This window comes from Stetteria hydrogenophila, from assembly GCF_054657575.1.
On the sequence record NZ_BAAHYL010000002.1, the window covers coordinates 586,695 to 601,200 of the forward strand.

Genomic DNA, 14,506 nt, shown 5'->3' on the forward strand with positions numbered 1-14,506 from the left:
TTCCGTGAGAGAGAAGCCCTTGAGAATAGCTGAAATATCCCCATACCCTCCCCCCGGGCGCAGGCACGTCTATGGTAGCGGCGTAATGTCATACACCAAAAACTTTGTCGAGGCACTTAAATCCATCAACCCTAAAACGGAGATTCACGTAATAGCCGATAAGAGGAAAGATCTGCCAAAGCTATACGGGGATAGCGGAGTCACTGTTCACAGGGCGTTCAACTTTAACCTGCTTTACGTTTTCCAGGCATTTAAAGAGGCGTGCAAAATCAAACCCGACATTACGCACGTCCAACATGAATACTTCCTCTACGGGAAAAACTTGTCGGCCGCCCTATTCCCGCTACTCATCGCCCTGCTAAAGCTTTGCTCGAGAAAAACTGTAGTAACCCTTCATGGTGTGGTTCCACTTAAACTCCTTGATGCCGAGGAGTTCAGGAGAGAAAACGGAATACATGGGCCACCTATGCTTCTAAAGATGGGACTATTACTCATTACAAAGCTAATAGCATTAGTCGCAGATAAAATCATAGTACATGAAGAGTTCCTTAAAGAATACCTTATAAAAGATTATAAGGTATCGCCTGCGAAGATAGCCGTTATACCTCACGGAGTAGAGGACCTGAAACCCATCCCCCAAAACCTAGCAAAGGAAAAGCTAGGGCTGCAAGGCAAGACCGTACTACTTTACTTCGGATACCTAACGGGCTATAAGGGAGTAAAAGAACTCATAAATGCGTACAGGGAAATAGCCAGAATAATCCCCAATACAGTACTCATAATTGCTGGAGGACCCCACCCAAGACTGCTCAACGAGAAATGGTACAAGCACTGGCTGAGAGACATTATAGACAAAATTACAGCAATCAACACTCAAGGAAGCGGAAAGGTAATCCTGACCGGCTACGTTCCAGAAGACAAAATCATAGACTTGTTCTCAGCGGCAGACATAGTAATCCTACCCTACAAGGCGAGAATAGCTGCAAGCGGAGTTGAAGCCATTGCTATATCGCTAGGGAAACCATACTTATTAATAGAACACGCCGGTGAGGCAAGAAAAATAGCCGATACAGTTTTGAATAGCTTGAATAGTCTAAATATGGTTACGCAAAGTGAAAAGGTAAACATGATAAAAAAGACGAGGCTTTGGAGAAAAGTAGCCGAAAAACACCTACTTATATTCAATGAACTACTTAAAACGCTAAAAACCCTGAGGTGAATGATTAACGTGGAGGCCACACGTAGGACTGCCGGCATAGACGTATATCTTGTGTCAAGGCCTATCATCTCAATTGATACCAGCTTAGAAATCTACACACACCACTTGTACAAGCATCTTATGACGCAACTAAAACGAGCCAACAACCCTATTAACCTAAAGCTTTTATTTTATTTAAATATGTCAAAACTAAATGTTCTCAAGAAAATACCCTACGGAACAAGCACAGCCCCACTAATATACGACTATATCCTGCCCACACTCTTAATACTGAAACACGTACCCTCAAAACATTTCTGTTCCGATAAAATCATTATACACTACTTGCATCACATCCTCGCCGGACCGGCTTATCTACACAAACAAATACTCGGCATCTCCAAGAAGATTTGCAATACTACTAATGTGAAGCTGGTAACAACTATTCACCACGTCCCTGAAGCCCTGGATCCCGACTACCCTCTTCTGGTTGAATCCAGGATAATGGAGTTCACAAGTTACGTTAAAGAGCGGGCACACGTAAACCTAGTACTACGCGACGCGAGAAACTACAAGCTGAAACTATACGCTCTCCATGACATAACATCCTTTAAGACAGCCCTGAAAGTAAGCGACGCACTCATAGCGGTATCCACGCTAACAGCGAGAGAGCTAGCCCCGCTAACCCAATACACAAAGAAGACCTATGTAGTCCCTCTAGGATTGACAATCAACTTAGATCAGCTAGAAAACAACAACCCAACCCTGCAAAACAAAAACAGTAAACCCTACACTTCGAGCCTGGGCCAGCACATAAAAATTGGGTACATTGGAGCCCACTCTCTGCGAAAAGCGACATTCATGCTACTGCCCCTAGGAATGCTGATAAAGAAGAAGCGCATACCCGCCCAAATAGAAGCGTGGGGTTCAGGCCCTCTGACCGATATTCTCAAGTTTCTCGCACAAAAACTAGGGCTACAAAACATAATAAGGTTTAGAGGCAAGTTCAAGAGGAAAGAGTTGCCCAAAATACTGAAATCTCTTGACGTGCTATTCATGCCTACAATCAAGGAAGGCTTCGGCCTACCAATAATAGAAGCTACAGCCCTGAGAGTCCCAGTAATAGCTTACAAAAATTCTAAAATACCCAATGAAGTAAAGAAATATTGCATATTAATAAAGTCTTTAGAGGAAATACCGGCAATCCTCGAGTCTCTTTATGAAATAAAACACCATGCCACAGCCCTTTCTAGAAAGGTCATCAAAGAATTCGGCTGGAATGCATCTATAGAGAAGTTACTAAAGTCATACCTTGAAACAGCTTTTTCGCAATGATTGCGCATAGAGATTAACTTAATAAAACACCTCCCCTTTGCTTAAAGATGCGCAAAATGGGGACATTGCAAGTGGGTGTTGAACGCTTAGCAATACTAGGGCTGGACGCTGCGGGAAAATTCCTGTTGAACACTATGCTATCACGGTATAGTATGCCCGCTCTTTCGAGATTAATTCGCGAGTCTATACTTAAGAAGCCTATATTGTGTTTCCCGCCGGTAACTATACCAAGCTGGCAAGTTATATACACCGGCAAATATATTGACGAAATTGGAATCTATGATTTCTTCAAAGTTAAAAAAGTAGGAAATAATTTTAAGATGCAAATGGTGACATCAAACGACGTAGAAGCACCGTACCACTGGGAAGTAGGTCGCAGACTGAAAAATGAAGTCCATCTAGTGATTGGGGCTCCCCTTAGTTACCCTCCTAGAATACCTAGGGACGACTTAATAGTGACAGGGGACTGGTTGTATCCAAGTAAACCTTTATTTAATAAGACAGACATAAAAATAAAGCCGATAGAATTTCGATCGCAATTTTATCTTCATAATTTAAATGTAGATAAATATATTGAAGCTTCATTGCGTGAAATAAATCAAATACAGGAAACAATAGAGAAAACACTAAATGCAAAATCTGGCATATATCTTTACACTGTGCTACCTTACACCGATAACATCATGCATATATGGCCACAAAGGTTTATAAAAGGCGAATTCAAGGATATCGCTAAGCGGTTAGATGAACTAGTAAGTTTTATACTAGAAAACTTTGACTTAGTGATTTTGGTGAGCGACCACGATTTCAAACCTTACAATGTGTTACTTAATGTTAAATATGTTCTTGTTAAGAAAGGTTTTCTACGCTTTTGGCATGAAAACAAGATAATTTACAACTATATAAACTATAAATTCCCAAGCATTTCCTACGGTGAACATATATGGAAACTAATGTTGAAAATGCTCAGCATAAGCAGGAAAATGAAGCCCGTAAAATCATTGTATGACGCGCCAAGGCCCAAATTTTCTTCTGAATATGAAAATGAATCTGTTGTAATACCTGCAAAATATCCTTATATAATCAAAGTGATTTCTGAAAGTGTAGTGAAAGACGTTTTTAATACGTTAAAGAAGGAATACGAATTTTTATTAATCAATGGATTAATTGATATTAGCTATAATAATAATTTTATATTTATAAACGTAAAAGATGAGAACATAGGTATGGTTCCCGGCTATATACCTGTCAAAAAAAGTTTAATAAAACTTAATACTGCGATTTACGATCATGGCTTGTATGGATTCACTGCGCTATATGCTTCAAGAAAGGATTTCCAGCTGCCATATCATGAAATTGATGCAAACATTCATGTAGGAAAATTAATAGGTCAACTTGTAGGCACGGATAAACGTTATCTCTTATCATGGAGAACAAGGCAGGCTTTAAAGTTGAAAAAAGCAGGGTGATAGATTGGGAATCTTTAGTAATAAAAAAGATATTATTTTATTTATATTATCTTCGGTGATTATTTTTTCTTTGCTTACGATATTATTTTCACTAAGAAATTGGATTACACCATTCTATCAGAGTGACGCTAGTGGTAGTCTGTACTCGGTTTACGAAAAAAGGTATTTAGGAAAAGCTCTTCATTATTACACGCCAACATATAATGAACCTGGTTATGCACGAGGGCCCTTAACGCTTAACGATCTCTACTATGTTATTGTACCCTATTTGTTTACACACTTTGAATTTGGCAATATATTAACGCCCATTGGAGTACTGAAGGCAACAGGCATAACCTTAGCTTACGCCTCGGCATGCATCGTTACATATTATCTAGTACGTAATACTCTTTTCAGCGTAATTTTAGGATTACTGTACGCCTTTTCACCTTTCATGATTTTTTATTTTGTGCCAGGGCTCATGTTAAGTTATGCAGTCCTGCCCTTAGCAATCGTACTGGCTTTTTCCATCTATTATGGGAAAGGCTCATGGGTCCAGGCACTCTTATTATACGGGATCTTTCTCCTGCTACACCCTCACATATTAGCATTTTCCTTATTATTAATAATTTATTTCTTGACGCTACTGCTATATAAATTTAAGCGAGGAAACGCAAGGCCTTATTTTAACCGTGTAATATTGATTGTATTTCTTTTTATAATATCAATATTTACAAAATATTATTTGTCACTTTATTTTGGTTCTACCTTAAAAGTGGGTATGGATTTATTGAAGTATGAAAGATTATCGCATCCTTTTGCAACGGTTTATCTTAGCTTAGATAATTTCGTTGAGCTACTTGGAGGGTTTAACAAGGGGGGGTTTAATGCGTATAAAAGGTACGTAAAATATAGTGATGTGCCAGATGAAACTAACTTGTTGATGGCTTATACTGTAGTGGTTGTGTTGGTTATTTGGGCCACGTTTAGCGTGATAATGATTTTAAGAAGAAATGGTAAACTTAAGATGCACGTGAATGCGTTAGGCTTGACTATTGTTATGGCATGGCTTTTGCATTACATACTATGTTATCCTGAGCGGTTACTACGCTTAGTTCAAGAGCTTCAACTTCCAGTAATAGGAGGTGCTATTAGTAATTTTGTTTACACCTTTAGAGATCCTTACAGGATTTCAGCCATCGTCTTTGCCTTGAGCGTTTTCGTATTCTCTCTTTCCATTAAATCTTTGTCAGCTCAAGTACAAGCCGGAACAAGATTTAGGCGTTTGAAGTCTTTTGTGCGTGCACTTGCGGTGCTTATAGTTATCCTTTTGCCTGCTATGTATGTTTTTGTGTTCAACTTCTCTCCGGTCTACCTTTTCTACAAGCTGAGCAAGATTCCTGGATGGCGTGAGTGGGAGCCGTGGGTGTATGAAAGTGTCCATGCCAAACTGGCAAGTGATTATGGCGGGTATTTCAAGGCAGCAATAATAGATCATAGTGTTTCAGAGCCTAAGCTTCTACATTTAGGCCAGAGGCTTTACCCGGATTTCAATCATTACTCTTATTTTGCCGGCAGCCCCTCCTTGAGGGTTATGCTGAGGGATCAAATGCCTGTAGTTTGGTCGGTGCTGGACTCTAACTTTGAGAGTAGGCTGCTCGAAGAGCGGGGTTATGGTGCTGTGTTCCATGACTTGGAGGGCTTAGACGTGTTTTACTTGGATAGGCCTGCTGTTCGCGCCTGGCTTCGGGTTCCTTCAACCCTGTGCAGAATGCTGAGTGGCGGCCCTGAAAATGTATCTCTTAAAGTTAATTTCTCTGAGCCCGTCTCCTATGATTACCTGAAGCACGAGGTTTATGGCGATGTTAGTGAAGCCCTAAAGGACCTGAAAGGTGCTTCCATCTTCTCTGTTGAGGCTTGGGTGAGGATTTATGATTACGGTAAAAGAGTGGATCAAGTGATTCTTAGTGTTAGGGATAGTTCAGGCAATAATGGTTTTGCTCTATTCTACGGCTGGGGGAGCGACCTATACTTTAGGGTCGAGAGTGGAGAGAGGCGGGTTTCTCTGAGGACCATCGTCGGGGACTGGCAGCACGTGCATCACATTGCTGCCGTGATAAATGGGGGTAATGTAAGCCTGTATGTGGATGGCGAGCCGGCGGCCAGAGGCAGCGTAGGCTTTGGTTTCGCGTTGCCACCAGCTAAGGATGCGGTTGTTGAGTACGCGGAGATGCCTTATGGTGTAGTCCTTGGGGCCGGCGTAGTCGCGGGAAGAGCGGGCGGCGTGAACGTTTCATATAAGGTTAACGACTCATCTTTGAGGGGCGGCTACGCGTTTATTGATATGGCGCTCTCAGTGGAGACCAGTCCCTGCAGGGATATATGGGTTCCCCTCAATATCCCGCTCCTCGAGGTCGATGGAAACGCAAGCCTAGAGGGGCTTGAGGGTAAATTCTTCTCGGCCCGAGTTAATGCTGGTAACCGTTCATTCCAGACCTACGTTTATATAGAGAAGGTTTACAGGGGGGTTGGGAAGTGCAACCTTTACACGCCCCTCTTCGTCAGTGGCGGGCCGAACAGTATTTCCGTTGCGTCCGACCTGCTTAGCCGCATTCTGGCAAACAGTTCTCGGGGCGCCTGCATTTTACCCGTGTTCAGGCCTACTGCCTCCGGCCCGGGTATTCGGGTTGTTGACGTGGCTTCATTATACCTTGACTTGCTGGAGAATTCCAGCATGGGTAGTGGAGAATTTTACAGGGAGCACTCCATCTACATGCGCCGTGCAAAGTTAATGCTAAGGGGCTTCGGTAGAAGGTACTACTGGAGCCTTCCATTCATCGGGTACGTGCCTTCAGGCGTTTACGGCGAGTACTCGGGGACCCTCTACAGCCTAGTTATACCGAGGGGCGTAACGCGGGCGGAGCTGCGTTTACCGGTTGCAAGCATTAACAGCTCTGCATTACTCGAGGGAACAGGATATGTTTACCCCGTTCTCACCATGACGGTGGAGGGTAAGGGAAGCATTACCATCTCGGTGGGTGGAGCCGGCCACGTGTGGGAAAGCGGGGCTTTACAGGTTAATTCGAATATTCCGCTGCAGCTGATCGTTGGCCTTGGCAGGCTAAGCGTTCTAGGCGTGGAAAACGCGTCCATAGAAATAGAAAAGGATAAGAATGTAGTGGTTTCCCTGCACAAGGTCTTCCTGGCCCTGGAGCCTCTGGCAAGGATCACTGAGGAGGCAGGCAGCGCCATCTTCGCGAATGGCGGGTCGAAGGCGTTGGTTTACGTTGTGCCTCTAAGCCCTCTCCCCGTGGTCGTCGACTTGTCGAGCTCGAAAGACGTAGAGTTGTCCCTAGAAAGAATCTATTGGAGCGCAAAGTCTTCCCTGTTATCCAATGAGGCCCGGGGGCTGCATGTAATTGGAGGCGGCAACATTATTTTGCCCCCCATCTTCCTGGCCGGCGGGGCTTACGACGTCTACGTTCACCTCTACCCGCCCATCGCAAGCGGCGGCCGCTTCACGTTAACCGTGACTGCAAACGGAACACTGGGGACTCGAGAGAGGTACATGTTCACCTTCAACATATCCAACTCTATACTGGATGATGCCTGGGTGAGGGTTGGAACGTTTAACCTGCCCGGACCCTCGAGGGCCAGGCTGGAGTTAAGCGTTGAGAGCGGATGGATCAACGTTGACGCGGTAGCGCTAGTCCCGTCCGGTATTTTACAGGAGATGGTCAACAGTGGGCAGTATGCCTTGGTGAAAGTGTACTACAAGTACCTGGATAGAGAGCTCGCCGGCTCCGCGCTGATGAGCCTGAACGGGTACACGCTGCTACCTAGAGATCTCGCCGCTAGAGCGAGCCCCAAAGATTACCTCGACGAGAAGTGGAGGCTTCTACCAGTGCTTCTAACCATCGAGAACCTCTATGCCGACACGTCCGTGATAGCCGCCATAGCATACCTTGCACGCAAGTCGAGAGAAAAACCATTCCAATCCCGTAAATTAAGCCTGCCTGTAAATTAATAAATAAACACTGAGAATAAATCATAAATTTTACATGACCGTTTCTTAATATGTTTAAAAGCGAGTCGCAAACGCCTTGAGATAATCGAGAGCTAGGTTCCGGGAGGTTGCGGCATAGGAGTACTCTCCTCGTGTAGGGTTGGGACAGAGGAGCGGGATCCCCCGAGGAGCTTGAGTGGCCGTGACTGCCGTGGGCTACCCCGGCTTTGGGGTGTCCGGCTATGCCCGTGGTGGGCCGTGGCGGGATTTGCTGGGCGGCTTGCTCCCTTGGGGTGCTTGGGCTCTTTGTTGCCTAAGGGGAGTCCTTTGAACCCTTAAGCGGGTCCGTTGGGCTAGGCGTAGTAGGCTCCTTGGCCCGGGTTGCATTGGGGGGAGGCGCCCGGGATCCCTCTCTGGTCCCTATGCGCGCCGGCCCCTGGGAACCTGCTGGAGCGGGGCCCGCGGGGGCCTCCTCTAGGAGCCCTGGCAGGGCTATTACGTAGTACCCTACACGCGATACCCCCCGGGGAGGGGGGTGCCCCGCCTTGGCTAACCTATCCGCCGGGGACATTGTCAGGCTGTTCGAGGGAGATGAGAGGGCTCGGAGGAGGCTGGCTGAGATCCTCGCCCCGGAGCTGGATGCGAGGCTGGCGATCGCGAGCGCCGCCCTGAGGGACGTGGCGACTAAGAGCGACGTCGAGAGGCTCGAGGCGAAGATCGAGAGGCTCCGGGACGAGCTCCGCGGCGAGTTCAGGAGGGAGCTGAAGGGGGAGGCTGAGGGCCTCCGGAGGGAGCTGAGGAGCGAGATCGAGGGGCTCCGCGGGGAGTTTGACGCTAGGCTGAGGGGCGCCGAGGGGGCAATGGGCGAGATGTGGAAGACCCTGGACTTCATAGGTAAACTGACGGCGATCCTCACGGGATCCCTCATCGCCGCCCTGCTAGTGGTGCTGCTGGCGCTGGCATCCGCGGCCCACTAGCGCGCCCCACCTTCACGCCCGCCAGCCCCCAAGGAGGGGCACCACACGCCCCCGCGGGGCGCCGCCGCCCCCAGGAGAGATCCCGGCCTGCGCGGCTACGCCTGCGCCCCCTCGGGCTCGTGGACGCGGGGTGGAACCGTAACCATTGGGGGCCTCGGGATCCCTCCCCGGGGGCGACTGGGCACCCCCCTCCCCTCTAGCCCTTAATGTTTGGGCTCCGGGCGGCCGGGGACCCCTCTCGGCGTGCCCGGCGAGCTCGGTGGAGCCCCCTGGCCCCTCCCCTGCCTCCCTGCAGGCGCCCCCGCGCCGCGGGTCGCCGGGGGGTGCCCGCGTGGCCGGCGGCTATGCTAGGAGTAGCTTCACTTCACCAGCGCCGCTACTAGGGCGGCGAGGACGGAGCCGGCTAGGGCGAGCGTCACCCTGGCTATGAAGTCGAGCCTCTTCCCCAGCTCGTCTATCCTCTTGTCCAGGGCGTCGATTCTTTTATCGAGCGCGTCAATGCGCTTGTCGAGCGCGTCTATTCTCCTGTCCAGGGCGTCTATCCTCTTGTCGAGCTCCTCGAGCCTTGCCTCGACACCCCCAAGCCTGGCGTTGAACTCCTTCTGGAGCCCCTCGATTCTAGCGTTGAACTCTTTCCTGAGCTCCTCCAGCTTGGAGTCGAGCTCCCTCCTGAGGCCCTCGAGTCTCTCCCCGAGCTCCCTCCTGAACTCGTCCCTGAGCCTCTCAATATCATGCTTGGTGGCGACGTCCCGGATGACGGCGTTTATAATGGCCAGCCTGACGTCGGGCTCCGCTACTAGGAGCTCGGCGAGCCGCTTACGCGCCCTCTCATCCCCCTCGAAGAGTTTAACGATGTCTTCAGCTGACAGGCTGGCCAACCCGCCGGGGCACCTCTCCCGGGGGTGTTGTGTGTGGAGTGCTACGTATTAACCTTAGCCTCTACGCAAGCATCCCCGGGGCTTCGAGGGGATCCCTCCCGGCGGCCTTGGGGGGCGTCGGGGCGGGGCTGGCGCGTGCATTTAGTTGTCCCCGGCTCGGGGGCTCTCGGGTGGGGCGTGCTGGCCCGCCGGCGTGATTGGTGGTTTTCATGGCTTTGAGGCTTGAGGTTATCGGCCTGGTTCTCCCGGAGATTAGACCCGGGGACGACCTTGCGAGGCTCATCGTTGAGGCTGCGTCGGGGCAGGGCGTCGGCGTCAGGGACGGCGACGTCATCGTTGTGACGTCGAAGGCTCTGCTCAAGGCTAGGGGGTTGATGTACAGGCTGAGCGACGTGAAGCCCTCCCTGGCCGCCAGGCTGATAGCAAGGCTCACGGGGAAGGATCCCCGGGAGGTCGAGCTGATACTCTCCGCCTCGAGGGACATCCTGGCGGTCCTGCCCCTCAAGCGGCTCGGGGGGCGCGTGCTGCCGAGGCTCACACGGGACCCGGGCGAGGCGGCGAGGCTCCTGGAGAGGATCCCCTCGATGCTCGTCGTCGTCACTAGGCAGGGCCTCATAGCCCTCGACGGCGGGGTCGACTACTCGAACCTCCCGCCGGGCCACGCCATAGCCGACACGGTAGACTTCGACGCGGAGGCGGAGAGGCTCAGGTTCAGGATCGAGGAGCTCACGGGGAAGCGGGTCGCGGTGGTGGTGAGCGACACCGAGGCCAACACGAGCGGCAAGCTGGGAACCGTGGACGTCGCGGTGGGGTCCTCCGGCATAAAGCCCGTGACGCCCCACTTCGCCTCCAGGGACATCTACGGGAACCCGAAGTTCGGCGGGGTAGACATAGTCGTGGACGAGCTGGCCTCGGCAGCCGCCCTGCTAATGGGGCAGACCAGCGAGAGGGTGCCGGTAGTCATCGTCAGGGGGCTCAGGTACGAGAGGAGCAGCGAGGGAGTCAAGGACTACGCCATCAACCCAGCCGGGATCACACCCACCACGATCCTGAAAACCATCCTCGCAAGGCTAATCTTCAAGCTACTATACAGGAGGAACCGCTAGCGCGGCACGCACCCCTCGGGATCCCTCCTCCAGTGCTAGCGGGCAAGGTATCCCCTCTGTATTAATACTACTATTGAGGCGGGGGACGTAAGCCTTCATAGTATCCGGGCCAGCCTGGAGCGCTCCCATGCATCCCGGCGCGGTTACGTTCCGGGTGCAGGGCTCTTGGTTGAGAGGGGCAGGGATTGGATCAGGCAGGCCGAGAGGGACCTGGAGAATGCGAGGTACGAGCTTGAAGGGGGGTACTATGAGTGGGCCTGCTTCCTAGCCCAGCAGGCCGCCTGGAAGGCGGTTAAAGCGGTCTACCAGAAGCTGGGGTACGAGGCCTTCGGCCACTCCGTAGCAGGCCTGCTGAAGAGGCTGCCGAAGGAGATTGACTCCCCCCCAGGCTGATCGACCTAGCCAAGGAGCTGGATAAAGCGTATATACCCACCAGGTACCCTAACGCCCACCCAGAGGGGGCCCCCTACGAGTTATATACTAGGAGCGAGGCTGAGAGGCTGATTAGTTATGCCGAGGAGATCCTCAAATTCTGTAAGAGTGTACTCGCCAAGATACAGCAGGGAGGAGGTAGTCAGGATTCTAAGTGAAAGGGTTAAGAGGCTCAGGGAAGTGGTCCCCGTGAAGAAGCTGATACTCTTCGGCTCCTACGCTAGGAACAGGTACACCGCGGCCAGTGACGTCGACGTGCTACTAGTTTACGATGACACCACGAGAATCGACCTCGACGTGTACAAGGTGGCATGGGACATACTGGATATTCCGGAGGTGGAGCTGCACGTGTACAAGTACTCCGACTACGTGAAGCTCAAGAAGAGCGGCAACCCCTTCATTAGGAGCGTCGAGGAGGAAGGAATCACTATATGGGATGAAGACGAGTAAGTCGCGGACCCCTCCTTGGCCAGGCCTGCCCCCGGCATTCCCCCGGGATCCCCCCAGCGCTAGCCCTCGCCTCGGCCTCCTCGCCGTCCCAGGGCCGGCGCCCGCCAAGGCTTGGCGTGCACGGCGGCGCCACGCCCGTCTCCGCGTCAACGTTCTCCCCGATGAACCCGTCCATTGGCAGGTGGTCCAGCGGCTCCCCCGCGGGCGTAGCGGTAGAAGGCCTCCTCGGGCACCTCACCGCCCGCGGGGGAGCCTCGGGTAGCCACCGCCCTCCGCCACGGCGCGGTAGAGCCCGTGCGAGGGGGTGGGCCTCGAAGCCGGCGGCTACGGCTACCTCGCCGAGCCTCTCCGCGCCAGCGCAGTGATCCCCCGGGGGGCAAATCCAAGCCCCTCGAGAGGCGCCGGCGCCCCCGGGGACGGGCTGGACGCTGGCCCCGCTGGATGGGCGGTTGTAGAGGCCCGACTCTGGGGCGTTTGGGGTGCTAGGGTAGGTCTATTACCATGCCTGCGTGTATCTTGGTGAAGCGGTCCCCGAAGTGTTTGAGCATCTCCGCCTCCGCCTGGAGGCCGGTGCAGTGGCCCGAGTAGACGCGCTGGACTCCGAGCTCGTCGAGGCCCTCGATGGTCCTCCTGATCCTCTCCATGGTTGCGTTTACGAGGTGGAAGCCGCCGATCACCGCTAGGACCCTGTCGTTCCCCGTGACTCTCACCGCCTTCCTGGTGATGCTTACTATGCCTGAGTGGCTGCAGCCGGAGAGGACTACGACGCCGCTCCTGGTGTTGACTGCTAGGGCTATCTCGTCGTCGACCCTGTCGGGCTCGAGGCCCTCCTCGGTGAGCCTGTAGACGCCGGTGAGGCCGTCGCTCCTCTCGTAGGGCTCCCTCTCCCCCACCGGCACCTCCCCCGTCGTCACAGCGCCCTCCCCAAGCACTAGGGGGCCCCGGGTGAGGATCCACCTCCCCCCGGCCTCCTCCACCTCCCTCCTCGGGTCGCTTAGCGGGATGCCCACGCTCTCCAGCCTCGGCTTCACCGCGAGGCTCACCTTGAATATCCCCGGGTGGGCCACTATGGGCACGCCCCTCCTCCCGATCCTCTCCAGGATCCCGGGCAGGCCGCCGGTGTGGTCGTAGTGGCTGTGCGACAGCACTACCAAGTCTATGCTGGACGGGTCAACGCCCAGCCTCTCCATGTTGAAGAGTATGGGGTCGGCGTATGTCCCGGTGTCGAAGAGGATCCCCAGCCTCCCCCCGCCGCTCCAAACCTCGACCAGGTACGAGACCCCGTGCTGCGCCAGGAACGGGCTATTATACCCCGCATAATCATCGGCGAGGACGTAGACCCGGACCCTGTCCGCGAAGCCGACATCCAAACCCACGAGGAGGCCACCCCACCACAAGGATCCCCAGGGAGGAGCCCCGGCGCCCCCTTAAGGCTTCAACGGGGGAGGGATCCCAGTCCCAGACTCCGAGGCGCCTGGGGCCTGCAGGGATCCTCTAGATGACTTCCAGACTCCCCTCACAAGAGGGATCCCGGGCCCGGGAGGTAGAGGAATCCAGGCGCCTGCAGCACCCCTAGGGGCCCGTGTTTCCTTGGCCTGGGCCTGGGATTACTGCCCCGTATTGATGACTACACGCCTGGGAGCCTTTGGACTTGTTAGAGTTTAACCGGGAGCTTAGTGGGTCGTGGGTCCACTTGCTAACCACCGTACATGCAGGTATTTAGTTTTCGGTTAGCCCCTTGCTAACCCTTTACTGGGAGGCTGGGGTTGGATAAGAGGGAGTTCTTGGAGCTGTTGAAGCGCGACGAGGAGTTCCGCTACGCCGTCGCCGGCCTCCTGGGCTTGGAGGAGGTGCTGAGGAGGCTCGACAGGAGCGAGAGGGAGCTCGTCAGGCTCAGGGAGGACTTCAACAAGCTCCTGAGGGAGGTGCGTGAAGGCTTCAAGAGGCACGACGAGGAGATCGCTCAGCTAAGGAAGGAGATAGCCGAGTTGAGGAAGGAAATGCTCGAAGGCTTCAAAAGGCATGATGAGGAGATCGCTCAGCTGAATGAGGAGGTCGCCAGGCTAAGGAGGGAGATGTACGAGGGCTTCAAGAGGCACGACGAGGAGATCGCTCAGCTAAGGAAGGAGATGCTCGAGGGGTTCAGAAGGCACGACGAGGAGATAGCCAAGCTTAGGAGGGAGATGTACGAGGGGTTCGCGAGGCTGGAGAGGAGCATCTCAGCCCTCGGGGCCCGCTGGGGGGTAATGGCTGAGGAGGCCTTCAGGGAGGCCTTGAGGGGCGTGCTTGAGAGGGAGCTGGGCCTCAAGGTAGCCAGGTGGGTTGGCTTCGACGAGGAGGGCCTGGTCTACGGCTACCCGGAGTCGGTGGAGGTCGACGTAGCCATAGTCGACGGTGAAGTGATCCTGGTCGAGGTGAAGTCCCACGCCAGGGCCTCAGACGTCTACACCCTGAAGAGGAAGGCCCTCCTCTACGAGAGGCTGGAGGGTAGGAAGCCGGCCAGGCTCATACTCGTAACCCCCCACGCCGACGAGAAGGCGCTCAAAGCCGCCGAGAAGCTGGGGGTAGAGGTTTACACGAAGACATAGCCCCACACACCCCGGGATCCCCGCGGGCCTCTCCTCCAGCGCCGCCACAGGGGGAGGGATCCCGGCTCTCCCCAGGGGGCCTCAACTC

The 14,506-nt window shown here is 53.1% G+C and carries 10 protein-coding genes and 1 pseudogene; 9 read left to right on the forward strand and 2 right to left on the reverse strand.

The features are described 5' to 3' along the window. The first annotated feature begins 4 nt into the window (after positions 1-4). From ACYQ3J_RS06430 to ACYQ3J_RS06450, 5 genes are all read left to right on the forward strand, one after another. Positions 5-1,219 carry a glycosyltransferase gene (locus tag ACYQ3J_RS06430; RefSeq protein ID WP_460125969.1) on the forward strand — a complete coding sequence of 405 codons (1,215 nt, stop codon included), beginning with the start codon at positions 5-7 and terminating at the stop codon, positions 1,217-1,219. Positions 1,220-1,228: 9 nt separating this feature from the next. Beyond that, a complete protein-coding gene (locus tag ACYQ3J_RS06435; protein WP_460125971.1) occupies positions 1,229-2,533 on the forward strand; it encodes a glycosyltransferase in 1,305 nt (434 codons plus the stop codon). 71 nt (positions 2,534-2,604) lie between these two features. Next, a complete protein-coding gene (locus ACYQ3J_RS06440) occupies positions 2,605-4,002 on the forward strand; it encodes an alkaline phosphatase family protein (RefSeq protein WP_460125973.1) in 1,398 nt (465 codons plus the stop codon). Between the two features lie 4 nt (positions 4,003-4,006). Beyond that, positions 4,007-8,008 (forward strand): LamG-like jellyroll fold domain-containing protein, encoded by a 4,002-nt coding sequence (locus ACYQ3J_RS06445; RefSeq protein ID WP_460125975.1) that lies wholly within the window; start codon positions 4,007-4,009, stop codon positions 8,006-8,008. A 524-nt stretch (positions 8,009-8,532) separates the two neighbouring features. After that, positions 8,533-8,964 (forward strand): hypothetical protein, encoded by a 432-nt coding sequence (locus ACYQ3J_RS06450; RefSeq protein WP_460125977.1) that lies wholly within the window; start codon positions 8,533-8,535, stop codon positions 8,962-8,964. A 359-nt stretch (positions 8,965-9,323) separates the two neighbouring features. On the opposite strand, the gene ACYQ3J_RS06455 is transcribed toward ACYQ3J_RS06450, so the two are convergent. Then, positions 9,324-9,842, reverse strand: coding sequence for a hypothetical protein (locus ACYQ3J_RS06455; RefSeq protein ID WP_460125979.1), 519 nt, complete (start codon positions 9,840-9,842; stop codon positions 9,324-9,326). A 209-nt stretch (positions 9,843-10,051) separates the two neighbouring features. Between ACYQ3J_RS06455 and ACYQ3J_RS06460 the strand changes: the two genes are divergently transcribed. The 3 genes and pseudogenes from ACYQ3J_RS06460 (at position 10,052) to ACYQ3J_RS06470 (ending at position 11,830) form a co-directional block, all read left to right on the forward strand. After that, positions 10,052-10,948, forward strand: a complete 897-nt coding sequence (locus ACYQ3J_RS06460; protein ID WP_460125981.1) for a coenzyme F420-0:L-glutamate ligase — start codon at positions 10,052-10,054, stop codon at positions 10,946-10,948. A 165-nt stretch (positions 10,949-11,113) separates the two neighbouring features. Further along, positions 11,114-11,538 (forward strand): annotated as a pseudogene (locus tag ACYQ3J_RS06465) (HEPN domain-containing protein). Next, positions 11,459-11,830: a nucleotidyltransferase domain-containing protein gene (locus ACYQ3J_RS06470; RefSeq protein ID WP_460125983.1), complete on the forward strand. Its 372-nt coding sequence runs from the start codon at positions 11,459-11,461 to the stop codon at positions 11,828-11,830. Before ACYQ3J_RS06465 ends, ACYQ3J_RS06470 begins: the two are co-directional and overlap by 80 nt. A gap of 482 nt (positions 11,831-12,312) precedes the next feature. Here the strand turns inward: ACYQ3J_RS06470 and ACYQ3J_RS06475 are convergent, their stop codons facing one another. Further along, a complete protein-coding gene (locus ACYQ3J_RS06475) occupies positions 12,313-13,206 on the reverse strand; it encodes an MBL fold metallo-hydrolase (protein ID WP_460125985.1) in 894 nt (297 codons plus the stop codon). A gap of 390 nt (positions 13,207-13,596) precedes the next feature. Here ACYQ3J_RS06475 and ACYQ3J_RS06480 point away from each other — a divergent pair, with 390 nt between their 5' ends. Further along, positions 13,597-14,418 (forward strand): PD-(D/E)XK nuclease family protein, encoded by an 822-nt coding sequence (locus tag ACYQ3J_RS06480; RefSeq protein WP_460125987.1) that lies wholly within the window; start codon positions 13,597-13,599, stop codon positions 14,416-14,418. The last annotated feature ends 88 nt before the right edge of the window (positions 14,419-14,506 follow it).